The 23,973-nt window shown below is 65.8% G+C and carries 24 protein-coding genes; 19 read left to right on the forward strand and 5 right to left on the reverse strand.

What is annotated here, in order from left to right; translation table 11 throughout:
• Positions 1-17: 17 nt before the first annotated feature.
• The 14 genes from AB3X94_RS07810 to AB3X94_RS07875 all read left to right on the forward strand — a co-directional run bounded on the left by AB3X94_RS07810 (position 18) and on the right by AB3X94_RS07875 (position 16,119).
• Positions 18-551, forward strand: coding sequence for a chemotaxis protein CheW (locus AB3X94_RS07810; protein ID WP_176124465.1), 534 nt, complete (start codon positions 18-20; stop codon positions 549-551).
• A 39-nt stretch (positions 552-590) separates the two neighbouring features.
• Positions 591-2,453 (forward strand): methyl-accepting chemotaxis protein, encoded by a 1,863-nt coding sequence (locus tag AB3X94_RS07815; protein ID WP_176109971.1) that lies wholly within the window; start codon positions 591-593, stop codon positions 2,451-2,453.
• Positions 2,454-2,657: 204 nt separating this feature from the next.
• Positions 2,658-3,620 (forward strand): CheR family methyltransferase, encoded by a 963-nt coding sequence (locus AB3X94_RS07820; protein ID WP_368611201.1) that lies wholly within the window; start codon positions 2,658-2,660, stop codon positions 3,618-3,620.
• Positions 3,617-4,330 carry a chemoreceptor glutamine deamidase CheD gene (gene cheD, locus AB3X94_RS07825; protein WP_176367764.1) on the forward strand — a complete coding sequence of 238 codons (714 nt, stop codon included), beginning with the start codon at positions 3,617-3,619 and terminating at the stop codon, positions 4,328-4,330. The genes AB3X94_RS07820 and cheD overlap by 4 nt, the downstream gene beginning before the upstream one ends.
• Positions 4,331-4,335: 5 nt before the next feature.
• Positions 4,336-5,424, forward strand: coding sequence for a chemotaxis response regulator protein-glutamate methylesterase (locus AB3X94_RS07830; RefSeq protein ID WP_176110671.1), 1,089 nt, complete (start codon positions 4,336-4,338; stop codon positions 5,422-5,424).
• Between the two features lie 61 nt (positions 5,425-5,485).
• Positions 5,486-5,881 (forward strand): chemotaxis response regulator CheY, encoded by a 396-nt coding sequence (cheY, locus tag AB3X94_RS07835; protein WP_008923965.1) that lies wholly within the window; start codon positions 5,486-5,488, stop codon positions 5,879-5,881.
• 1 nt (position 5,882) lies between these two features.
• The gene (gene cheZ / locus AB3X94_RS07840) at positions 5,883-6,593 is read left to right on the forward strand and encodes a protein phosphatase CheZ (protein WP_176109974.1); all 711 of its coding nucleotides are present in this window, start codon (positions 5,883-5,885) and stop codon (positions 6,591-6,593) included.
• Positions 6,594-6,930: 337 nt separating this feature from the next.
• Entirely contained in the window at positions 6,931-7,476 is a 546-nt protein-coding gene (locus AB3X94_RS07845) for a DUF2844 domain-containing protein (RefSeq protein WP_176109975.1), read from the forward strand.
• Positions 7,477-7,490: 14 nt separating this feature from the next.
• A complete protein-coding gene (locus AB3X94_RS07850; RefSeq protein WP_368611202.1) occupies positions 7,491-8,807 on the forward strand; it encodes a DUF3443 domain-containing protein in 1,317 nt (438 codons plus the stop codon).
• A gap of 175 nt (positions 8,808-8,982) precedes the next feature.
• Positions 8,983-10,218, forward strand: a complete 1,236-nt coding sequence (gene flhB / locus AB3X94_RS07855; RefSeq protein ID WP_368611203.1) for a flagellar biosynthesis protein FlhB — start codon at positions 8,983-8,985, stop codon at positions 10,216-10,218.
• Complete coding sequence (gene flhA, locus AB3X94_RS07860) at positions 10,215-12,317, forward strand: flagellar biosynthesis protein FlhA (RefSeq protein ID WP_176109978.1); 2,103 nt, start codon at positions 10,215-10,217, stop codon at positions 12,315-12,317. Before flhB ends, flhA begins: the two co-directional genes overlap by 4 nt.
• Positions 12,318-12,566: 249 nt before the next feature.
• Entirely contained in the window at positions 12,567-14,492 is a 1,926-nt protein-coding gene (flhF, locus tag AB3X94_RS07865) for a flagellar biosynthesis protein FlhF (RefSeq protein WP_368611204.1), read from the forward strand.
• Entirely contained in the window at positions 14,485-15,354 is an 870-nt protein-coding gene (locus AB3X94_RS07870; protein WP_176367758.1) for an AAA family ATPase, read from the forward strand. Before flhF ends, AB3X94_RS07870 begins: the two co-directional genes overlap by 8 nt.
• 30 nt (positions 15,355-15,384) lie before the next feature.
• On the forward strand, positions 15,385-16,119 hold the full coding sequence (locus AB3X94_RS07875) for an RNA polymerase sigma factor FliA (protein WP_368585665.1): 735 nt from the start codon (positions 15,385-15,387) through the stop codon (positions 16,117-16,119).
• A 94-nt stretch (positions 16,120-16,213) separates the two neighbouring features.
• On the opposite strand, the gene AB3X94_RS07880 is transcribed toward AB3X94_RS07875, so the two are convergent.
• The 5 genes from AB3X94_RS07880 to flgA all read right to left on the reverse strand — a co-directional run bounded on the left by AB3X94_RS07880 (position 16,214) and on the right by flgA (position 19,609).
• Complete coding sequence (locus tag AB3X94_RS07880; RefSeq protein WP_176109981.1) at positions 16,214-16,624, reverse strand: type II toxin-antitoxin system HicB family antitoxin; 411 nt, start codon at positions 16,622-16,624, stop codon at positions 16,214-16,216.
• Positions 16,621-16,803: a type II toxin-antitoxin system HicA family toxin gene (locus AB3X94_RS07885; protein WP_368611205.1), complete on the reverse strand. Its 183-nt coding sequence runs from the start codon at positions 16,801-16,803 to the stop codon at positions 16,621-16,623. The genes AB3X94_RS07880 and AB3X94_RS07885 overlap by 4 nt, the downstream gene beginning before the upstream one ends.
• A gap of 290 nt (positions 16,804-17,093) precedes the next feature.
• Complete coding sequence (locus AB3X94_RS07890) at positions 17,094-17,540, reverse strand: flagella synthesis protein FlgN (protein WP_176109983.1); 447 nt, start codon at positions 17,538-17,540, stop codon at positions 17,094-17,096.
• Positions 17,541-17,634: 94 nt separating this feature from the next.
• Positions 17,635-17,994, reverse strand: coding sequence for a flagellar biosynthesis anti-sigma factor FlgM (flgM, locus tag AB3X94_RS07895; RefSeq protein ID WP_368611206.1), 360 nt, complete (start codon positions 17,992-17,994; stop codon positions 17,635-17,637).
• A 127-nt stretch (positions 17,995-18,121) separates the two neighbouring features.
• On the reverse strand, positions 18,122-19,609 hold the full coding sequence (gene flgA / locus AB3X94_RS07900) for a flagellar basal body P-ring formation chaperone FlgA (protein WP_368611207.1): 1,488 nt from the start codon (positions 19,607-19,609) through the stop codon (positions 18,122-18,124).
• Positions 19,610-19,827: 218 nt separating this feature from the next.
• On the opposite strand from flgA, the gene flgB reads away from it, so the two are divergent.
• The 5 genes from flgB (at position 19,828) to flgF (ending at position 23,956) form a co-directional block, all read left to right on the forward strand.
• A complete protein-coding gene (flgB, locus tag AB3X94_RS07905; protein ID WP_176124481.1) occupies positions 19,828-20,328 on the forward strand; it encodes a flagellar basal body rod protein FlgB in 501 nt (166 codons plus the stop codon).
• Positions 20,329-20,457: 129 nt separating this feature from the next.
• Positions 20,458-20,883, forward strand: a complete 426-nt coding sequence (flgC, locus tag AB3X94_RS07910; protein WP_013090881.1) for a flagellar basal body rod protein FlgC — start codon at positions 20,458-20,460, stop codon at positions 20,881-20,883.
• 10 nt (positions 20,884-20,893) lie between these two features.
• Positions 20,894-21,604 carry a flagellar hook assembly protein FlgD gene (locus tag AB3X94_RS07915; RefSeq protein ID WP_176109987.1) on the forward strand — a complete coding sequence of 237 codons (711 nt, stop codon included), beginning with the start codon at positions 20,894-20,896 and terminating at the stop codon, positions 21,602-21,604.
• A 43-nt stretch (positions 21,605-21,647) separates the two neighbouring features.
• The gene (locus AB3X94_RS07920) at positions 21,648-23,180 is read left to right on the forward strand and encodes a flagellar hook protein FlgE (RefSeq protein ID WP_176124483.1); all 1,533 of its coding nucleotides are present in this window, start codon (positions 21,648-21,650) and stop codon (positions 23,178-23,180) included.
• Between the two features lie 17 nt (positions 23,181-23,197).
• A complete protein-coding gene (gene flgF, locus AB3X94_RS07925) occupies positions 23,198-23,956 on the forward strand; it encodes a flagellar basal-body rod protein FlgF (RefSeq protein WP_176109989.1) in 759 nt (252 codons plus the stop codon).
• Positions 23,957-23,973: the final 17 nt, after the last annotated feature.

Here is a 23,973-nt window from a genome sequence, read left to right on the forward strand (position 1 = left end):
ACCGTTTGGGGGCTAACGTGGCAGAAGTCCAATCCATCAATTCGAGCGTCGCAAATGCGAGCGGTACGAATGGCCGCCGCGACGCGCAGGCGGACGCCGGCGGTCAGGAATTCCTCGTCTTCACGCTCGGCGCGGAAGAGTACGGCATCGACATCCTGAAGGTGCAGGAAATCCGCGGCTACGACAACGTGACGCGCATCGCCAATGCGCCCGAGTTCATCAAGGGCGTGATCAACCTGCGCGGCATCATCGTGCCGATCGTCGACATGCGGATCAAATTCCATCTGGGCCGCGTCGAGTACGACCATCAGACCGTCGTGATCATCCTGAACGTCGCGCATCGCGTGGTTGGGATGGTCGTGGACGGCGTCTCGGACGTGCTGACGCTGGCGGTCGACCAGATCATGCCGGCGCCGGAATTCGGCGCGACGCTGACGACCGAATACCTGACCGGCCTCGGCACGGTCGACGGCCGCATGCTGATCCTGATGGACATCGAGAAGCTGATGACCAGCTCCGAGATGGCGCTGACCGAGACGCTCGGCATCTGACGGCAGGCAGTAACGGAACCCGGCACAAGGAGCATCAACATGCTGAGCAGGTGGTCGATCCGCACATCGCTGACGATGGTGGGGATTCTTCTGGTGACGCTGACCGTGGCGGTCGGCGCGCTCGGGCTGACCGCGCTGAATCGCGCGAGCGGCTCGCTCGAACGCATCGCGGGCGGCGAACTGGTCGCGATTCATGCGCTCGACGACGCGTCAGCGTATCTACTGCGCTCGCGCATCGCGATCGAACGTTTCAACACGCTGACGGCCGCCGGCAAGGCGGACGAGGCGAAGAAAGCACTCGATCGCGCGCAGGAGCTGCTCGGCAAGGGCAATCAGAGCTGGCAAGCGTATCTCGACGCGCCGAAGCACGGCGTCGAGCAACCCTTGCTCGACGATGTGCTCGCCAAACATACGACGGTGATGCACGACGGCGTCGACGTCGAATTCGCCGCGCTGAACGCGAACAATCTCGACGCGTATCACGCGGTCGCGGACACCAGGATCAGCCCGATGTTCATTGCCTACGACGCGGCGGCGGCCGCGGTGATCCAGGCGCTGCAGCAAAGCGTGGCCGATCAGGAGGCGAGCGCGCAGTCGAACACATCGCTGATGATCACGCTGATCAGCGTGGTCACGGCATTCGCGCTGCTGGTGGTGGTCGGCATCAGCTTCGCGCTGCGTGGGCTCATCGTGCAGCCGCTGAAAGACGCGACCGCGTGCTTCGAGCGCATCGCCGCGGGCGACCTGTCCACCCCGGTCGTGGCATTCAGCAACAACGAAATCGGCCGCCTGTTCGCGGGCATCAAGCGGATGCAGGAAAGCCTCGCGACGATGCTGCGCGCGGTGCGCAGCGGCACCGAATCGATCGACACCGGCGCGCGCGAAATCGCGATGGGCAACACCGATCTGTCGCAGCGCACCGAGCAGCAAGCGGCGTCGCTGCAGGAAACCGCGTCGAGCATGGATCAGCTGACCGGCACCGTGCGGCAGAACACCGAGAACGCGCGCCAGGCGAGCCAGCTCGCCGTCAACGCGTCGGACATCGCGACCCGCGGCGGCGAGGTGGTGAGCCAGGTCGTCACGACGATGCAGGAGATCGCGACCAGTTCGAACAAGGTCGTCGACATCATCGGCGTGATCGAGGGCATCGCGTTCCAGACCAACATCCTCGCGCTGAACGCGGCGGTCGAAGCCGCGCGGGCCGGCGAACAGGGCCGCGGCTTCGCGGTGGTCGCGGGCGAAGTGCGCAGCCTCGCGCAGCGCAGCGCGAGCGCCGCGAAGGAGATCAAGGAACTGATCGGCGATTCGGCCGACAAGGTGAAGAGCGGCTCCGAGCTGGTCGGCCGCGCGGGCACGACGATGGATGAAATCGTCCAGGCGGTGCGTCGCGTGACCGACATCATGGGCGAGATCAGCGCGGCGTCGGAAGAGCAGTCGAGCGGCATCGAGCAGGTCAATCGCGCGGTCGTGCAAATGGATTCGGTCACGCAGCAGAACGCGGCGCTGGTCGAACAGGCGGCCGCCGCAGCGGCGTCGCTCGAAGATCAGACGCGGCAGTTGCAAGCGGTGCTGAGTGGCTGGAAGGTGGCCGGCGGCACTCCGGCGCGTCAGAGCGCACCGGCGACGCCGCGTTCGCAAGCCTCCGCGCAGTTCGCCAAGGCGGCACCGCAAGCAGCGAACGCGGCCACTCCGGTGCACCCGGCCGGCGCGAGCAGCGAAGCGAAGGCAACTGCTGCGGCCCCGGCGGCCCCGAGCCAGCACGATGCAGCCGCACGCGTCGAACCGGCCTTGAAGTCCAGGCCGGCCGCAGCAGCGGCTCGCGCGACGACCGACATGCCCGCGCGCGCCGCTCCGGCGAGCACGGCGAAGGCAAGCTCGGACGCGGACTGGGAAACGTTTTAGGCAACGGCAGAGTGATATGTGGTCAACCGGCATCGCGCCCGCGGATGGGCGAAGCATCGAAGCACGCGCAGCACGCGTGTCGCGAGCCGGCCGTATGTCGACGGTACTCGCGGGAGGGCGCGACCCCGCGAAAACAATTCCTATCCCCCAGCCAGTGCGGCTGGGCGGCGAGCGTGATGGCTCATATCGCAGACAGGAATTTTGATGATGGCAACGCGCGCAACACAACGCCCCGTGCGGGCGGCACCTAACGGCATGGAGCCGGCCAGGTCCGTCGAGACGGGACGCGATTTCGAATTCACGGCGGCGGATTTCGCCCGCATCCGCGATCTGATTCATCGCGTGGCGGGCATCTCGCTGTCGGACCACAAGCGCGACATGGCGTATAGCCGCCTCGCGCGACGCTTGCGGGCGCGCGGCATCGATACGTTCCGCCAGTATCTCGATCTGCTCGAAGCGGAAAACGATCCGGCCGAGTGGGAAGCGTTCACCAATGCGCTGACCACCAACCTGACCGCGTTCTTCCGCGAAGCTCATCACTTTCCGATCCTCGCCGAGTTCGTGCCGCGCCGTTCGCAACCGGTGTCCGTGTGGTGCTCGGCGGCATCGACCGGCGAGGAGCCGTACTCGATCGCGATGACGCTGATCGAAGCGCTCGGTGACAGCGGCGCGCGCCAGGCATCGGTGCTCGCGACCGACATCGACACCCAGGTGCTCGCGAAGGCCGAGGCCGGCGTCTACCAGTTCGATCAGGTCAAGCACCTGTCGCCCGAGCGCCTGAAGCGCTTCTTCCTGAAGGGCACGGGCGCGCACGCGGGGATGGTCAAGGTGCGTCCCGAGGTGCGCGCGCTCGTGCGCTTCGAGCAACTCAATCTGACCGATCGCGATTACCAGTTGCGCACGCAGTTCGACGCGATCTTCTGCCGCAACGTGATGATCTATTTCGACAAGCCGACGCAGGCGCAGGTGCTGGCGCGCTTCGAGCCGCTGGTGAAGCCGGGCGGCCTGCTGTTCGCCGGCCATTCGGAAAACTTCACGTACGTGACGCAGGCGTTCCGGCTGCGCGGCCAGACCGTCTATGAACTGACGCGGGACGCCAGCGGCGCGCGCGCGCCGTCGCGCGCCCAGGCGCATGACGCGCTTCAATCGAGCGGGGTGGCCGCATGAGCAGCACGCTGCCGATCGCTACCAACCTGTACTACGACAACCACTTCCAGCGCCCCGGCGTGAAGCTGTTGCCCAACGAGTTCTACACGACGAGCGAAGACATGGTGCTCGTGACCGTGCTCGGCTCGTGCGTCGCGGCCTGCATCCAGGACCGCACCGCGGGCATCGGCGGCATGAATCACTTCATGCTGCCCGACGACGGCGCCGACCTCGCGCAGGCCGCGTCGGACTCGATGCGCTACGGCGCCTACGCGATGGAAGTGCTGATCAACGAACTGATCAAGGCGGGCGGCCGGCGCGAGCGCTTCGAGGCCAAGGTGTTCGGCGGCGGCGCGGTGCTCGCGGGCATGACGACGATGAACATCGGCGATCGCAACTCGGAGTTCGTGCGCCGCTATCTGGCCACCGAAAAGATCCGCATTGTCGCCGAGGACCTGCAGGGCTCGCATCCGCGCAAGGTCGCGTTCATGCCGCGCACCGGCCAGGTGATGGTGAAGAAATTGCGCTTGCAACAGGAAGCGGGCGTCGCCGAGCGCGAACAGGCGCTCGTGCGGCAGAGCGCCGAAGCGCGCGCCGAGCGGCTCGCCGCGGCGCGCAGCCGGGTCGAGCTGTTCGCGAAGCCGGCCGCCGCGCGGCCGAAAATCGAACTGTTCGGCGCGAGCCCGCGCCCGACTTATTCCAACAACGCCAGAACCACAGAGGAGGCGTGAGCGCTGTGCAAAAGATCAAGGTATTGTGCGTCGACGATTCGGCGCTGATCCGTAGCCTGATGACCGAGATCATCAATGGTCAGCCGGACATGACGGTGGTGGCGACGGCGCCCGATCCGCTCGTCGCGCGCGAGCTGATCAAGCAGCACAACCCGGACGTGTTGACGCTCGACGTCGAAATGCCGCGCATGGACGGCCTCGATTTTCTCGAGAAGCTGATGCGTCTGAGGCCGATGCCGGTCGTGATGGTGTCGTCGCTGACCGAGCGCGGCAACGAAATCACGCTGCGCGCGCTCGAACTCGGCGCGGTCGATTTCGTGACCAAGCCGAAGGTCGGTATTCGCGACGGCATGCTCGACTATGCGGAAAAGCTCGCCGACAAGGTTCGCGCGGCGGCCCGCGCGCGCGTGCGCCAAGCCGCGCCCGCGCAGCATGCGGCCACCCAGGCGGCGCATGCGCCGGTCGGCTCGGCGCCGCTCTTCAACAACCCGCTGCTCAGTACCGAGAAGCTGGTCATCGTCGGTGCGTCGACGGGTGGCACCGAGGCGATTCGCGAAGTGCTGGTGCCGCTGCCGCCCGATGCGCCCGCGGTGCTGATCGCGCAGCACATGCCGCCGGGCTTCACGAAATCTTTTGCGCAACGCCTCAATGGTTTGTGCCGGATTACCGTTAAAGAAGCAGAGCACGGCGAGCGGGTGCTGCCGGGGCACGCGTACATCGCGCCGGGCCACGCGCATCTGTTGCTCGCGAGGAGCGGTGCGAACTATATTGCGCATCTGTCCGACGACCCGCCGGTGAACCGGCATCGTCCGTCGGTCGATGTGCTGTTCCGCTCGGCCGCGCAGCATGCGGGCAAGAACGCGGTCGGCGTGATTCTGACCGGCATGGGGCGCGACGGCGCGGCCGGTCTGCTGGAGATGAGAAAAGCCGGTGCCTACACGCTGGCGCAGGACGAGGCGAGCTGCATCGTGTTCGGCATGCCGCGCGAGGCGATCGCTCTCGGTGCGGCCGACGAAATCGCCTCGCTGCCGGACATGAGCCGGCGCGTGATGGCGCGTTTGTCGTCGATGGGTGACCGCGTTCAGCGGGTATGATGCGTGCCGGATGGAATGACGCGGTTCAACGCCGCAACATGGATCAAGCAAAGGGAAAGAAATGGACAAGGGAATGAAGATTCTGGTGGTTGACGATTTTCCGACGATGCGCCGGATCGTCCGCAACCTGCTGAAGGAACTGGGCTACTCGAACGTCGACGAGGCGGAAGACGGCCAGGCCGGTCTCGCGCGTCTGCGCAGCGGCAGCTACGAGTTCGTGATCTCGGACTGGAATATGCCGAACCTCGACGGCCTCGCGATGCTGAAGGAAATTCGCGCCGACGCGAGCCTCGCGCATCTGCCGGTGCTGATGGTGACGGCCGAGTCGAAGAAGGAAAACATCATCGCGGCGGCGCAGGCCGGCGCGAGCGGTTACGTCGTCAAGCCGTTCACGGCCGCGACGCTCGACGAGAAGCTCAACAAGATTCTCGAGAAGATGGCGAAAGCCGGGAGCTGACGTGACGCCGCCGACCCAAACGCCTGGCGCCGAAGCGGGCAGCGATAGCGGCGACTTCGCGTCGGACCGCATCCTTGCGCGCATCGGTCAACTGACGCGCACGTTGCGCGATTCGATGCGCGAACTCGGGCTCGACAAGCACGTCGAGCGCGCGGCCGAAGCCGTGCCCGACGCGCGCGACCGGCTGAAGTACATCGCCAACATGACCGAGCAGGCCGCCGAGCGCGTGCTGTCGGCGATCGACATCGCGAAGCCGATCCAGGAGCAGTTGCAGAAAGACGCGTGCACGCTCGACGCGCGCTGGGAGCAGTGGTACGCGGCGCCGATCGAACGCGAGGAAGTGCGCGCGCTGATGAACGACACGCGCACCTTCCTGCGCGGCGTGCCCGACTCGACCAGCGCGACCAACTCGCAGCTGATGGAGATCATGCTCGCGCAGGACTTCCAGGATCTGACCGGCCAGGTGATCAAGAAGATCACCGAGGTCGTCTATCTGATCGAGCAGCAGCTGCTCGGCGTGCTGGTCGAGAACATCGCGCTCGAGAGGCGCGAGCAGTTCGCGGCGCATGCGGCGGCTCTGAAGGCCGAGGTGTCGTCGACGGGCAGCCCCGAGCATCTGCTCAACGGTCCGCAGATCAATCCGGAAGGCAAGACGGATGTGGTCCAGGATCAATCGCAGGTCGACGATCTACTCGCGAGCCTCGGTTTCTGAGCAAACGATTCGGCCCGGCAAGCGCGCCGGGCTGGTGCTTTCTCCGCGATTTACGCCAAACCCGCGGTCAGTCGGCACCGACTCCCCATCTTCCTTACGATTTCCTGCTAGTAATAGTCGGCAAGTCGCACGTGCGGGCGCACCTTGCGCCGGCTGAAAGAATCCGCAGGCATACTACGAGGTCAAAGCGGTACGGCACCCGGCCCGCGCAACGCCGGGCAGTCGCGTGGCGAGGAGATCCCTCGGCATTGCGGCCGCGGTGGCGCCGTATCATCTGCCTATAAGCGGCCGCTTCGTGTAACCGACGAAGCGTGCCGCGGCCCGGGAGGAGCTTCTCATGTGGAGTCGTATTGGTCGCGCCGGAGTCACGGCGCTCGTGTTGCCATGTTCGTTACTGGCCCTGACGGCCGCGCAATCAGCCCATGCGGCGCTGGGCAGCGCGCCGCTTACCCCCCCGTCCGACGCGTCGGTGTCGTCCCGCGTGGTGCAGCCCGCCAGCGGATCATCGCAAAGTGTGATGCGTTCTCAAGCGAGCGGGGCATCTTCCACCTCTTCCACACCCGCTTCCTACACGGTACGCGAGACCACGTTCGGCAACGGCACCGTGGTGCGCGAATATCTGAGCACGAGCGGCGCGGTATTCGGCATTGCGTGGCGTGGTCCGCAAATGCCCGATCTCAATGATCTGCTTGGCAGTTATTTCCCGCAGTACGTGGCCGGCGTGAAGGCCGCTCGGGCCGCGCGCGGCAACGCGCGGGGGCCGGTCGCCGTGAACGACGGCAACATCGTGGTGCATTCGGGCGGCCACATGGGCGCGTTCAGCGGTGTCGCGTGGCTGCCGTCAGCGCTGCCGGCCGGCGTCAGCGGTTCCGACATCCAGTAACGGCGAGGACGACGATGCGAATCATGCTCACGACCGCGAATCTGAAAGGCTGGATGCAGGCCATGCTTGCCGTGCTGCTGACGGCGACGCTCGTTGCCTGCGGAGGTGGCGGCAGCGATGACAACTCCGGCTCCAACAATGGCGGCGGCACGTCGAACGGACTGAACGGCGGTTCGCTGCCGCCCAGCCCGACCCAGCAGCCGATTTCCGCGAACGCGTCGAACACGGTGCCGATCACGGTTGGCCGGGGCGCGGCCGGTGTCATCAACATCCCGACCGTCAGCGTGACGATCTGCGCGCCGGGCTCGACCACCAACTGCCAGACCATCAACAACATCCAGCTCGACACCGGCTCGTTCGGCTTGCGCGTGGTCAGCTCGGTGCTCAATTCGACGCTGCTGGGCGCGCTGCCAAACAGCACACTCGGCAGCGGCGGCCCGCAGCTCGCCGAGTGCGCGACGTTCGCGGACGGCTTCACGTGGGGCTCGGTGCGCACCGCGCTCGTGACGATCGGCGGTGAAACGACGACCGGCGCCATCCCGCTGCAGATCATCGGCGACAAGCCCACGAGCACGGTACCCACGAGCGGCTGCGGCAGCGGTTCGCCCCAAAACACGGTCAGCGATCTGGGCGCCAACGGCATTCTCGGCGTCGGCACCGCGCTGACCGATTGCGGCGCGACCTGTGCGAACCCGGCGACCGCGGCGACCTACAGCAACTACTTCGCCTGCCCGAACGGCACGTCGTGCACGCGCACCGCGGTGCCGATCAACCAACAGGTGGCCAACCCGGTCGCGAACTTCCCGCTCGACAACAACGGCGTGATCGTACAGATGGCGCCCGTGTCGAACTTCGGGCAGGCGTCGGCGACCGGCACGCTGGTGTTCGGCATCGGCACACAGGGGAACAACCCGCTTGCGGCCGCGCAGGTCTTCACGACCGGCCCATTCGGCGATCTCGACAACAGCAGCTTCAACGGCGCGACGGTCCAGGCGTTCCTCGATTCCGGCTCGAACGGCTATTTCTTCACCGATGGCTCGATCACGCTGTGCGGCAGCCAGTTCCCGGGCTTCTATTGCCCGTCGTCGGCGCAAACCCGCACGGTCACGCTGGTGGGATTGAACAAGGTATCGGCGGTCGCTAGCATCGGCATTCTGAGTGCGCAGACGCTGTTCGCGAACGGCAGCAACTTCGCGTTCAACAACCTCGCCGGTCAGATCAGCGGCAACGCCAGCTTCGACCTCGGTCTGCCGTTCTTCTACGGCCGCCACGTGTACTACCACCTCGATCAGACCGCGAGCGGCGGTCCCTCCCCGTTCGTCGGCTACTGAAGCCGCACGTCTATCCGATGCCGGACGGCGCGCGTGAAACACGCGCGAGCCGTCCGGTCATCTGTCGAAATACCCCGGTTTCTCCTTCTTTATCCGCCGATCGGCGCTTGCGTCGAGCAGGAATAATCGCTCTCACTGGAAAGAGGCGCCGTGCCTCGGCCGACTGGAGAGCTTTGTGGCAGAGGACAGCGACCTCGAAAAAACCGAATCAGCCACCCCTCGGCGCCTGCAGAAGGCGCGCGAGGAGGGGCAGATCGTGCGTTCTCGGGAGCTGTCGACCTTCGCGCTGCTCGCGGCTGGGTTCTACGGTGTATGGGGCATGTCGGGCAACATCGGCGAGCATTTGCAGAACATGGTGCGGGCGTCGCTGATGTTCAACCACGCGAGCGTGTTCGACACCAACCGCATGCTGATCGGCGCGGGCACGGCGGGTCGCGAAGGGCTGTACGCGCTCGTGCCGGTACTCGGCGTCACCGGACTGGCCGCGCTGCTTGCACCGATGGCGCTGGGCGGCTGGCAGCTGTCGGCGAAGGGGCTCGAACCCAAGTTCAACCGGCTGAACCCGTTCGAGGGCTTCGGCCGCATGTTTTCGATCAACGGACCGATCCAGCTCGGCATGTCGCTCGCGAAGACGCTGGTGGTGGGCCTGATCGGCGGCACGGCGATCTGGAATCGCCACGAGGAATTCCTCGCGCTCGCGACGCAGCCGCTCGAAGTCGCGCTCGCCAACTCCATGCATCTGATCGCGGTGTGCTGCGGCATGACGGTGGCCGGCATGTTCGCGGTGGCCGCGCTCGACGTGCCGTATCAGCTGTGGTCGTTCCACAAGAAGCTGCGCATGACGAAGGAAGAAGTGAAGCGTGAGCATCGCGAGAGCGAAGGCGATCCGCACATCAAGGGCAAGATTCGCCAGCAGCAGCGCGCGATCGCGCGGCGCCGCATGATGGCGCAAGTGCCGAAGGCCGACGTGGTCGTGACGAACCCGACGCACTTCGCGGTCGCGCTGCAATACACGGACGGCGAGATGCGTGCGCCGAAGGTGGTCGCCAAGGGCGTGAACCTCGTGGCCGCGCGGATTCGCGAGATCGCCACCGAAAACAACGTGCCGCTGCTCGAAGCGCCGCCGCTCGCACGGGCGCTGTATCACAACGTCGATCTGAATCGCGAGATTCCGGGGCCGCTCTATGGCGCGGTCGCCGAAGTGCTCGCGTGGGTCTATCAGCTGCGCCGCTTCAAGGCCGAAGGCGGCGACGTGCCGCTCGCGCCGACCGAACTCGACGTGCCGCCGGAACTCGACAAGGGCGCCGTGTCGGACCAGGACGCCGCCGAAGAAGCCGCCGACACGCTGAACCCGACCGCCGACAACGCCAACGACGCTACTAGCGGCGACAACAACGGAGCCTCCGCATGAACGCTCGCGCCGGTTTCCTCGCCCGACGGCCGGATGCGCTGAGCAGCACCAACCTGCGCGCCCTCGCCGGGCCGGTGCTGATCTGCATGATCCTCGGCATGATGATTCTGCCGTTGCCGCCGTTCCTGCTTGATCTGCTGTTCACGTTCAACATCGCGCTGTCGGTGATGGTGCTGCTCGTCAGCATGTACACGATGAAGCCGCTCGACTTCGCGGCGTTCCCGAGCGTGCTGCTGTTCTCGACGCTGCTGCGGCTGTCGCTGAACGTCGCCTCGACGCGGATCGTGCTGCTCGAAGGCCATACCGGTCCCGATGCGGCCGGCCAGGTGATCGAGTCGTTCGGCCACTTCCTCGTGGGCGGCAACTTCGCGGTCGGTATCGTCGTGTTCGTGATCCTGATGGTGATCAACTTCATGGTGATCACGAAGGGCGCGGGGCGGATCGCCGAAGTGTCCGCACGCTTCACGCTCGACGCGATGCCCGGCAAGCAGATGGCGATCGACGCCGATCTGAACGCCGGCCTCATCAACGAAGAGCAGGCGCGCAAGCGTCGCACGGAAATCTCGCAGGAAGCCGAGTTCTACGGCTCGATGGACGGTGCGAGCAAGTTCGTGCGCGGCGATGCGATCGCCGGTCTGCTGATCATGGTGATCAACATCATCGGCGGGCTGATCGTCGGGATGGTCCAGCACGACATGAGCTTTGCCGCGGCGGGCAAGAACTACACCCTGCTGACGATCGGCGACGGCCTCGTCGCGCAGATTCCGTCGCTGGTGATTTCGACGGCGGCTGGCGTGATCGTGTCGCGCGTCGCGACCAACGAGGACATCGGCACGCAGCTGACCGGGCAGCTCTTCACCAACCCGCGCGTGCTGATGATCACGGGCTGCATTCTCGTGCTGATGGGCCTGATCCCGGGCATGCCGCACTTCGCTTTCCTGATTCTGGGCGGCGGCCTGATCCAGCTCGGCCGCACGATGAAGAAGCGCAACGAGGAGCGCAAGAACGCGCCGGCGCTCGTCGACGTCGCGCCGGCCGCGCTCGCGCCGGTCGAAAACGCCGAGGCGAGCTGGGACGACGTGACGATGATCGACACGCTCGGCCTCGAAGTCGGCTACCGGCTGATTCCGCTCGTCGACAAGAACTCGGACGGCGAGCTGCTCAAGCGGATCAAGAGCATCCGCAAGAAGTTCGCGCAGGAAATCGGCTTCTTGCCGCCGGTCATTCATATCCGCGACAACCTCGAATTGCGGCCAAACGGTTATCGGATCGCGTTGAAGGGCGTGGAGGTCGGTTCGGGCGAGGCGTACCCGGGCCAGTGGCTCGCGATCAACCCGGGCCAGGTATCGGCCGCGCTGCCGGGCACGCCGACCCAGGACCCGGCGTTCGGCCTGCCCGCGATCTGGATCGATACGAACCTGCGCGAGCAGGCGCAGGTATACGGCTACACGGTCGTCGATTCGAGCACGGTGGTCGCGACGCACCTGAATCACCTCGTCGTCACGCACGCGTCGGAGCTGCTCGGCCGCCGCGAGGTGCAGTCGCTGGTCGAGCGGATGCAGAAGGACACGGCGTCGCTGGTCGACGATCTGGTGCCGAAGATGCTGCCGCTCACCACGCTGCAAAAGGTGTTGCAGAACCTGCTCGAAGAAGGCGTGCCGATCCGCGACATGCGCACGATCCTCGAAGCGCTCGCCGAGCACGCGACCAAGATCACCGACCCGCACGACCTGACCGCCGCGGTGCGCCTCGCGCTGGGTCGCGCGATCACGCAGCAGTGGTTCCCCGGCACCGCCGACATGCAGGTGATGGGCCTCGACGCGAACCTCGAACGGGTGCTGTCGCAGGCGCTCTCGACCGGACCGAACCCGGGTCTCGAACCGGGTCTCGCGAACACGCTGCTCACCGAAACGCAGAAGGCGATGATGCGTCAGCAGAATCTCGGCCTCGCACCGGTGCTGCTCGTGCAGCACGCGTTGCGGCCGATGCTCGCGCGCTTCCTGCGCCGCAGCCTGCCGCAGCTGAAGGTGCTGTCGTATGCGGAAGTGCCCGATACGCGCAACGTCAAGGTGGTGAACCTGATCGGCGCACAGGGCTGACGCAGGCCGCTCGCTCGTGACTGTCCATACGACGAAAACCGGCGCTCCAGTGGGGCGCCGGTTTTCGTTTGCACGCGCCTTTCAGCGCTCGTCGAACGGTGTGTCTGCCGTGTGTCCATCGCGCGAATTGCCCGCCTTTAACGGTCTTTATCCATCGATCGTGGCCCGACGCGTTTCGCAATAATTGATCGCAATGGGAGGCGGTGTATTGCCGGTCCTTCAGTCCGTATACCTCATCGGGGGTCCAGCTTGAACATTCGTAAATTTGTCGGTGCTACCAGTCGCGATGCATTGCGTCTCGTTCGCGAAGCACTTGGCGCCGATGCGGTCGTGCTGTCGAATCGGACGATGGACGACGGCAGCGTCGAAATCGTCGCGCTCGCCGATAGCGATCTTGCCGCGATCGCGCCGAAAGCGCGAGAAGGCGCGGCATCGACGGCGGCCCCGCGCGGCTTGTCCGCGACGCCGATGAATCCGTATGCGAGCGCCATGCCGGACGTGTTTTCGTCGGTGTTCGGCGCGAGTCCGGAAGCGGGTGCCGAAGCGATGCCGGCGAGCGAGCCGGCGAATGCGGCCGCGGATTCGATGGGCGGCTCGGCGAACAAGACGGCGCTCAATTCTGCGGTCGGCCAGGCGGCCGACATGCTGTCCGCGACTGAAGCAGCGCCGGCCTCGTTGCCCGGCAGCTCGCCAGTTGGCCCGGCGATGCTGGCAACGAGCGGCGCGTCCGCGCCCGTCGCAAGCCAGCCCGCTTCCGCCGCGCCTTCCGGCGCGAGCGCCCGCGCCGCATCCACGCGCCTGTCGAAAGACATCCGCGCGGATCTGCTGAAAGCCGCCGGCGTGCCGGTACCGCCGGCCGTCGCATCGAGCGAGGCCGCCGCGCCGCGCACGATGGCCGAATCGAATCCGTGGCTCATCGATCACGCGCGCCGCATCGCGGCCGAGCAGCAGCAACAACAAGACGGCCAATACAGCGCGCGTCCCGCCGCCATGACACCCGCCGTCGCGACCGCCAAAGGCCTCGGCAACGCGGTCGACGCGCGGCCGGTGATCGACACGCCCGACTGGGCGCGCGAAGCCGCCGAAGTCGCCGCGCGCCGCACCGCGCAGAAGATCGCGCCGGCGTCCTCCAGCGACGAGGGCCGCACGCCGGCCGCCGTCGCCGAAGCGATCAAGGGGCGCATGGAGCAGGTCGTCAAGGACACCGTGATGAACGAGCTGTCGTCGATCCGCGACATGATGGAAGAGCAATTCGCGGGTCTGCTGTGGGGTGATCGACAGCGCCGCAGTCCGGCACGCGCCGCGCTCACCAAGCATCTGTTCGCCGCGGGCTTTTCCGCGCAGCTCGTGCAGATGCTGGTCGACAACATGCCCGAAGCCGTCGATACGATGGACGGCGGCATGGACTGGGTGCGCTCGGTGCTCGAATCGAACCTCCCGGTGATGGAGAACGAAGACGCGCTGATGGAGCGCGGCGGCGTGTTCGCGCTGATGGGGCCGACCGGCGTCGGCAAGACGACGACCACCGCGAAGCTCGCCGCGCGCTGCGTGATGCGCTTCGGCGCGAGCAAGGTGGCGCTGCTGACGACCGACAGCTACCGCATCGGCGGTCACGAACAGCTGCGCATCTTCGGCAAGATTCTCGGTGTTTCGGTGCACGCGGTGAAGGACAGCGCCGATCTGCAACTCGCGCTCTCGGAATTGCGCAACAAGCACATCGTGCTGATCGACACGATCGGCATGAGCCAGCGCGACCGCCTCGTGTCCGAGCAGATCGCGATGCTGAGTCGCGCCGGCCAGCCGGTGCAGCGTCTGTTGCTGCTCAACGCGACGAGCCACGGCGACACGTTGAACGAAGTCGTGCAGGCCTATCAGCGCGCGCCGGACCAGCAGCCGCTCGCCGGCTGCATCCTGACCAAGCTCGACGAAGCGACCAACCTCGGCGGCGTGCTGGATACGGTGATCCGCTACAAGCTGCCGGTGCATTACGTATCGACCGGACAGAAGGTGCCGGAGAACCTGTACGTCGCGACGAAGAAATTCCTGATCAAGAGCACCTTCTGCATTCCGCGCGACAACTCGCCGTTCGTGCCGCACGACGACGACATCCCCGCTTTGCTGTCCTCGCTTTCCGCACGTTCGACGGCCGAGCTGCACGAGGTTCGCTTTGGATAAGTTCGGTTCAGATCAAGCCGAAGGGTTACGGCGGCTGCTCGCGCGCGGCGGTGCGCGCGTGATCGCGTTGGCGGGTGCGTCGTCGGGCGTCGGCAATACGACCGCGGCGGTCAACCTCGCCGCGGCGCTCGCGCAGCAGGGCAAGGACGTGCTGGTGATCGACGAATGCGTCGGTGAGAACTCGGTGAGCGCGATGCTTGGCGGCTTGCGCGGCGCCGGCAACTTCGCGGCGGTGATGCGCGGCGACACCCCGGTCGACTTCGCCGCCGCGCGTCACGCGCTCGGATTTTCGGTGCTGGCCGCGTCGCGCAACAACCGCGAGGGGCACACGGAAGCCGAACTCAGCGTGCTGCTCGGCGGCTCGGCCGACATCGTGCTGATCGACGCGCAGCTCGACGTCGAAGGGCATTTGTCGCCGCTCGCGAAGCAGGCGCACGACGTGATGATCGTCGCGCGCATGTCGGGCGAGGCGATCACCGACGCGTATGCGTGCATCAAGCGCTTGCACTACGCGCACGCGATCGCGCAGTTGCGCGTGCTCGCCAATCACGTGCAAAGCGCCAACGACGCGCAAGCCGCGTTCGCCAAGCTCGCCGGCGTGGCCGGCCGTTACCTGACCGTCGCGTTGGAATGCGCCGGCTGCATCGCGGCCGACGTGCGCATGGCGCGGGCGCTGGAGCTGTCGCGCTGTGTGGTCGACGCGTTTCCGTCGACACCGGCCGCGCGCGACTTCCGCCATCTCGCCGCCGAATTGCAGTACTGGCCAATGCGGCCAGCGATGTCGTCGCAAACGCCCTGGCGGGCGCCTGCGACAGTTACAGCGGCGCACCACGCCGACCAACCGTCCGCGCATCACGCTTAAAAGGCGTGCACGAAGGATAAGGGGAGCACGATGTACAACGCTCAGGGAAAGATTTCTCAGGCCGACGTTCTGACGAAGTACGCACCGCTCGTGCGTCGACTCGGCTTGCAGCTTGTCGCAAAAATGCCGGCGAGCGTCGATCTCGACGACCTGATCCAGGCCGGCATGATCGGCTTGCTGGACGCCGCCGGCCGCTACAAGGAAGACCAGGGCGCGCAGTTCGAGACCTATGCCAGCCAGCGGATTCGCGGCGCGATGCTCGATGAGCTGCGCAGCAACGACTGGTTGCCGCGCAGCCTGCGCCGCACCTCGCGCGAAGTGGAATCCGCAGTGCACAAGGTGGAGCAGAACCTGGGGCGCTCGGCGAGCGAGGCGGAAGTCGCCGAGCACCTGCAGATGCCGCTCGACGAATATCAGTCGATGCTGCAGGACCTGCACGGCAGCCAACTGATCTACTACGAAGATTTTGACCGCTCCGCCGACGACGAACCTTTTCTGGACCGCTACTGCGTCGATCATTCCGATCCGCTGTCGGCGCTGCTCGACGACAGCTTGCGCTCGGCGCTCATCGAAGCGATCGACCGCTTGCCGGAGCGTGAGAAGCTGCTGATGTCGCTCTACTACGAGCGCGGCATGAATCTGCGCGAGATCGGCGCAGTGATGGAAGTCAGCGAATCGCGCGTATGCCAGTTGCACAGCCAGGCGGTGGCACGCCTGCGCGCCCGGCTGCGCGAAATGGCCTGGGCGAACGCCGAAACGAACTGACGCCAACGCGGGGCAGGCCGCCGATCTTCAAGCGCTGCCGTTCACATGCGGCGGTGCGGCGATGCCGAGGCACGTCGGTGCCGCCCGCCGTTGCTCAAGCGTCCGCCATCTCATGTTCGGCGGCGAGCGCGAGAAACGCCGAGCGCGACATGCCGCGCGCCTGTGCATACGCGTCGATCTCCTGCACCAGCACCTCAGGCAGCGAGATATTGATGCGAACCGCCTTCTTCAACGCCGGAATATTGCGCGTTGTCACGAAACCCCATGTGAACCCCTCGAACTCGGGATTGCGCCGATGCTCGCCGAGCGTGAGCGGCTCGGGCAGCGGCAACCCTTCGTCGAGCAAGGTTTCGAGATGCGATTCGATTGCTTCCTTCGCGTTCGCATACGCTTCTTCGAGCGTGTCGCCCGCGGAGTAGCAGCCCGGGATATCGGGCACCACGACGCCGAACGCGTGCGCGTTGTCTCCGGGTTCGATGGCGATCGGAAAGATCAGATGCTTCATTTGAGCCCCGCCTGTTTCAGAATGCTGTTCAGGGTGCCGGCCGGCAAATCTTTTTTCGGATGGGGGACGGTGACGAGCCACCGTTTTCCCGCGTGCCTGAAATGATGTTGACTGCCCGCCATGCGGACGAGCTGCCAGCCATTTGCTTGAATCAATTTGACGACCTCGGCACTGTTCATACATCATACCCTCCACCATACACACACCTACACAAATCCACCAGCAAACAAGATTTCGCCTGTCGATGCGCGGCCCCCTCGAAGTCGCGGCGTCAGTGAAACCTTGAACGAAGTCATCATTTCAACGTGATGAGGTGGATTAGCGCCAGCTAGCCGAACGGCTAACACGGCGTGGAATGCGGAGGAAGGTGGATTAACAAGCGGTGGCGAAAAATGAAAAGGCCCGTCGTTGACGGGCCCCTTCATTCATTTCGGATATTGCTCGATTGCGGCCCGGACAGGCGGGTCGATCAAAGTCCCGAATAAGCCGGAATTCGTCCGTCCGGCCCATACAGATTCGTCTTGCGCGGCACGTTGACTTGCAGCGCTTTTAGCGCGCGCTGGTTGTAGTCCATCCGCACGCGGATCAGCTCGCCGTTGTTGGTGTTGACGCGCCGAGCGCGATCCGCGGCTTTCTGCAGCAGCTTCCATTGCGTCGCGACGCGCGCGTCGGTGCTCGCCGCGAGTTCCATGCCGGACCAGCCGGTCGGGAAGCCGAGTTCGGTCAGATGTGCGTCACGCGCGGCTTCGAGCCTCGCGAGCACGCCGATGAGTTCGGTTTTCTTCTCGACGATCGCTGGCAACTGCTCCATTGGCGAGACCGCTGTCAGTGCTTTGGTTTCGAGAGTGAGGATCGAGGCGAATGCCTCGACGGTCGAATATTCTTCGATCAGAGTAGCAACCAGGGCGTCTTTCATGTCAACAACTCGCTACGCACACCGGCTCGCGAACGACGCGCGAACCGCGTTGGTCGAACGCCGCCCGGCAGGTCACCGCGCGGCGCAATGCGGATCAGTGGCCGGTCGACGAGGTTTTGTTCCGCAACAGATCGCGCGCCGTCTGCAGTACGCCGTCGGCGATCTTGCCGGAGTCGATCTGCAGCGTGCCGTCCTTGATCGCCTGCTTGATCGACTCGACGTGCGCGGTGTCGATGTCGGCCGAGCCGGAGGCCGCGAGGCTGCGCAGATGTTGCGACAGACCCGACAGGCTGACGCTCGTGTCGCCCGGCGAGCTGTTCGCGGCCGGCGCGGCCGTGCCCGTCGCGCTCGGCGTGGCGCTGGTTGCCGGTGTGGCTTCGCCGCTCTGCTGCGAACGGGACAAAGCGTCTTTCAGCGACGGCAGATTCGAAGAGGTGGTGGGATCAACTTTCACGATTGGCTTCCCTTACGATTTGATCCTGATAACGGCAACTGCTGATCAAAACTTTAGCGCAATCGCTCGACCCCGGCCCGCCAGCAGGCGGCCATCTGCCCCTTTCAATATCCGTTTGTGATTCCGCTCACATCTGGATCTCGACCGTGCCGCCGTCCTTGACGATGCCGGAGATGATCTGGCCGTTTGCGGTCTTCACACGCACTTGCTGGCCCGGCGACGCGCTGTTCATCGCGCTGCCCTCGGACGAAATCGAGAACCCGTCGCCGGCCGCGACGACCCGCACGGTCTGGCCGAACACTACCGCCGACGCGCTCTTCAGCATGTCGCGGCGCAGCGGCATGCCGCCCGAGATCCGCACCAGCGAGACCGAACCGACCGCCTGCGACGGGTCGGTGACGATCGCCTGCGGCAGGCCGGTCAGGTCGCCTTCACGCGCCACGAGGTCGGCGGCCGTGAGCACTTCGCCCGGCGCCATCGCGCGGGCGGCGAGGTAGTAGGTTGCATGCAGCGAGATGCGCGCCTGCAGATAAATGGTCCACGGGCGCTCGCCCGCGCAGCGCACGCCGACGGTGAGCCGCCCCCACAAGCGCGCGCCGCTCGGCATGAACGGTTCGAGCGACGTGCACGCGGCGAGGCCGCGCGGAAACGCGGACGCGACCGTGATGTCCACCTTGCCGGGCAGGCCGACGGCCTGCTGTTTCAGGAACGCGAGCGCGGCTGCGTGAATCGCTTCCGGGTCCTGCTGGCCTGGCAGCGGCGCGGGTTGGGCGGGCGTCGCGGCGGCAGCGGTCTGCGGCGTTCTCTGTGCGATGGCGGTGGCGGTGTTGGCAACTGGTTGGCGCGCGCCGGGCGACGTCGCGGGCACTTTCACACTGGGCAGACGCGGCGGCTGCGCGGCAGCCGCCGCGAGCGGCTTGCCATTCGCGCCGAACTCGGGCGGCTCGCCACGAGCCGCGAGAGTGTCGAAGCCATCGCCTTGCCGTGCATTGGCGGCGACCGCGGGCGAATTCGCGGCGCCGGCGGCCGCGCCCGCTTCGACGTTGACGCGCGCGACGCCCGATGCTCCCGTACTGGCCGCCGGCGGAATCGTGACGACGCCGTTGGCGTCCGGTTTGAAGTTGGTGCGGATGATGGCCGGCGCGGCGGCTGCGGGCTCGCCCGCGCCCGGAATGACGATCGCGCCGCTTGCGCTCGCCGCACGCCCGAAGGTATCGGTGTCGCGCGACGCGGATGCGCGGCCGAGCGACTGCGCGGTCGCCGCTGCGAGCGACGCCGCCGACGCGCTGCGCTGCGCCGGCGTCTGAATCCGCTGGGCAAGATCGTTCAGCGCGGCGGGGTTGTTCTCGGCGGGCCCTGGAATCACGATCGGGCCGCTCGCATCCTGCGCCTTGGTCGTAGCCGGCAGCAACACGATGCCGCCCGCAACCCATACGGCGACGTTGATCACCACCCGCGTCAGGCAACGCGCCACGCAACGCGAGATAGAGCGCGGCAGCGGTTGCGCGAGCACGCCCTCCGAACCATCGACACGCTCATCGGCCCCGCCGCCACCCACGCGACGCCTCGTCGTGCCGCCCGCACGCTGCGGCAAGGGGTTGGTGGGCTGGTCCATCGCGGGTCTCCATCGAATGCATCGGTACGCCTTGCATTCTAGTGAGCACCCCTTTCGCGCAAACGTTGAATAGAAGCCCCCTTTCCCGGTTATTCGTCCGATTGCCGCTTGCGCCCGACCCATAAGATGCATCACATGCAAAAAGGCCTTTGCCCCCGCCGCGTGTCTTTCACGATGCGCACACGGGACGGCCTTGGAAACGTTCTCGGGAGATTCCGATGCTGGACAAACTCGATGCCGAATTCGCGTTCGGCCGGCAGGCGATGGATGTGCGCGCATACCGGCAGGAACTGTTGTCGTCGAATATCGCGAACGCCGACACGCCCGGCTATAAGGCGCGCGATATCGACTTCGCGTCGTCGCTCGCCGGCGCGCTGAAGAAGACGGGCGGCAGCACCGCCGGGCAGGGCGCATCGAACAACTCGACACTCGCGATGGCGCAGCCCGCCGGCGTGACGAGCGGCATGTCGATGAACGCGACCGAGGCCGGCCACATGAGCGGCAAGGCCAGGCTGAGCGCGACGGGCGGCAGCCCGGACGACTACGGCAACCTGCAATACCGCATGCCGCTGCAACCGGCGCTCGACGGCAACACGGTTGACGTAGACGTCGAGCGTGTGCAGTTCGCCGACAACACGGTGCACTTCCAGTCGGGTATGACGGTCGTGTCGAGCCAGATCAAGACGATGCTGTCGGCGATCACGTCGGGCTCGTCGTAAGCCGGGCACGAGTAACGCCGCGCGAGCAGGGCGCATAGCAGCTGAACACAGGCAGCATGCACGCACGAACAGAAACGCTACGGGACTTAACGTGAAGCCGGTGCGAACCGGCAGGAGAGGTCAGGAAACATGCCATCCCTGATGAATATTTTTGGTGTCGCGGGTTCCGCGATGTCGGCGCAGTCGGAGCGGCTCAACGTGACGGCGTCGAACCTCGCCAACGCGGACAGTACGACGGGCCCTGACGGCCAGCCGTACAAGGCCAAGCAGGTCATATTCGCGGTGAACCCGATCGGCGGCGCGCGCACGCGCTCCGGCCAGCAGGTCGGCGGCGTGCGGGTGACCGGCGTGGTCGACGATCCGTCGCCGATGAAGACCGCGTACGACCCCGGCAATCCTGCCGCCGACGCGAACGGCTACGTGACGCTGCCCAACGTCGACCCGGTGCAGGAGATGGTCAACATGATCTCGGCCTCGCGCTCGTACCAGGCCAACGTCGAAACGCTGAACACTGCCAAAACCCTGATGCTGAAAACGCTCACGATCGGAACCTGAGGAGAGAGTCTTGACCACCAACACCACGATCGGCAGCAACGGCACGACCGTTTCGCAGACGCTGCTCGACACGATGAACGGCACGAGCAGCACGAGCTCGACGAGCGGCACCTCGGGCACTTCGGCTTCGGACCTGCAGAACACCTTTCTGCAACTGCTCGTCGCGCAGTTGAAGAACCAGGACCCGACCAATCCGATGGACAGCTCGCAGATGACCTCGCAGCTTGCCCAGATCAGCACGGTGCAGGGCATCAGCAACCTCAATACGTCGCTGACCTCGCTGTCGACCCAGCTGTCGGCCAGCCAGCAGGCGCAGTCCGCGCTGCTGATCGGCTCGACCGTGCTCGCACCGGGCAACTCGGTCACCGTGTCGAGCGGCAAGGCGAACGAGTTCGGCGTCACGCTCGCGAATGCCGTCAGCGACCTGCAGATCGTCGTGAAGAACTCGGCCGGCACGATCGTCAACACGCTGGATCTCGGCAAGCAGTCGGCCGGCACGATTCCGGTTGGCTGGACGCCGACCGACTCGGCAGGCAACACGCTGCCCGACGGCACCTACACGATTAGCGCGACCGGCACGATCAATGGCCAGCAGGCGACGGCCACCACGCTCACCAGCGCGACGGTCCAAAGCATCGTCCAGCAGAGCAGCGGCACGCCGGGCCTCGTGCTGTCGAACGGCACGACGGTCGGCCTGACCAGCGTCGCCGCGATCCTGTAGTCCGGATCCATCCAGTTACGACTTTCCAGATACGGAGTACGTCATGAGTTATCAAACAGGTTTGAGCGGGCTGTCGGCGTCGTCGAGCGATCTCGACGTGATCGGCAACAACATCGCCAACGCCAACACCGTCGGCTTCAAGAGCGGCACCGCGGAATTTGCCGACATGTACGCCAATTCGGTCGCCACCGCGACGAGCCAGCAGATCGGCATCGGTACGAAACTCTCCGAAGTGCAGCAGCAGTTCTCGCAAGGCACGATCACGACGACCAACCAGGCGCTGAACGTCGCGATCAACGGCAACGGCTTCTACCAGCTGTCGGACAACGGCACGCTGGTCTATTCGCGCAACGGCGTGTTCCAGCTCGACAAGAACGGCTTCATCACGAACGCGCAGGGCTTGAAGCTGATGGGTTATGCGGCCAGTAGCTCGGGCATCATCAACACCGCGCAGACCGTGCCGCTGACCGTGCCGACCGCGAACATCGCGCCGCAGGCGACCACCTCGATCACCGCGGGCCTGAACCTGAACGCGCAGGACAACATCATGCTCGGCGCGCCGATCGTGACGCCCGGTGCCGGGAACAGCGCAGGGCTGACCACGACCGGCGCGACGATCACCAACGCGGCCGCGGGCAGCAACACCGACAACTACACGATCAACTTCACGAGCCCGACCACCTACACGGTCTCGGTAAACGGCGGCCCCGCCTCGGCGGCGCAGACCTACACGGCCGGCACTGCGATCACGCTCGGCAACGGCGAGAGCATCACCTTCAGCGGCACGCCGGCGACCAACGACAGCTACACGGTCGCGCCGAATCCGACCGCGTTCAACCAGAACAGCTCGACGACCTACAACTACTCGACGAGCACGACCGCCTACGATTCGCTCGGCGGCTCGCAGACGGTCAACATGTACTTCGCGAAGACCGGCTCGGGCACGTGGAACGTGTACGCGGGCCCGGCGACCGGCACCGCGACGCTGATCGGCACGGCGAACTTCAACTCGTCGGGCACGCTGGTCAGCACGAGCCAGGTCAACACCCCGATCGCCAACCCGCCTACGTTCACCGCGACTACGACGCTCGGCGGGTTCAGCTTGTCGATCCCGACCACCGACGGTTCGGGCACACCGCAGAACATCACGCTGAACCTCGGCGCCACCACCCAGTACGGCGGCAAGAACGGCGTGAACAGCCTGTCCACCAACGGCTACGCGGCGGGCCAGCTGACCAGCTTCACGGTTGGCTCTGACGGCACGCTGACCGGCAACTACTCGAACGGCCAGACCGCGGCGCTCGGCCAGATCGTGCTCGCGAACTTCGCGAACCAGAATGGCCTCGTCAACCTCGGCAACAACGAGTACGGCCAGACGTCGGCCTCCGGCGTCGCGCAGATCTCGACGCCGGGCTCGACCAATCACGGCGTGCTGCAAGGCGGCGCGGTCGAGAACTCGAACGTCGATCTGACGAGCGAGCTGGTCAACCTGATCACCGCGCAGCGCAACTATCAGGCGAACGCGCAGACGATCAAGACCCAGCAGGCCGTCGACCAGACCCTGATCAACCTGTAAGCGAACGGGACCTCTTCATGGATCGGCTGATCTACACCGCGATGTCGGGCAGCGCGCAAGCGCTCGAACAGCAGGCGATCGTCGCGAACAACCTCGCGAACGCGTCGACCACGGGCTTTCGCGCGCAGCTCGAAACCTACCGCGCCGTGCCGATGTCGTTCGGCGACGGCAGCACGATCGACGACAACACGACCCGCACCTTCGTGCTGTCGTCGACGCCGGGCGCCGACTTCACGCCGGGGCCGATCCAGCAGACCGGCAATCCGCTCGACGTCGCGATTCAAGGGTCCGGCTGGCTGTCGGTGCAAACCGCCGACGGCAACGAGGCCTACACGCGTGCGGGCAATCTGCACATCGACGAAAACGGCCAGCTCGTGAACGCGACCAATCAGGTCGTGCTCGGCAACGGCGGGCCGGTATCGGTGCCGCCGGGCGCGCAGATCACGATCGGCAAGGACGGCACGGTGTCGGCATTGACGCCCGGCGATCCGCCCACCGCGGTCGTCACCATCGATCAGCTGAAGCTCGTCAATCCCGATCCGCAGTCGATCACGCGCGGCGATGACGGACTGTTCCGCACCGCCGACGGCAACCCCGCCGACGCCGATCCGACCGTGATGCTCGCGCCGGCGTCGCTCGAAGGCAGCAACGTGAATCCGGTCAGCGCGATGGTCTCGATGATCACCAACGCGCGCCAGTTCCAGATGCAGACGCAGTTGCTGCAAAACGCCGACAAGAACGATCAGTCCGCCAACCAGATTCTCAGCTTCAGTTAACGGATTGCCACGGGGCG

The sequence above is a fragment of the Paraburkholderia sp. BR10923 genome (assembly GCF_040948765.1).
Taxonomy (GTDB): domain Bacteria; phylum Pseudomonadota; class Gammaproteobacteria; order Burkholderiales; family Burkholderiaceae; genus Paraburkholderia; species Paraburkholderia youngii.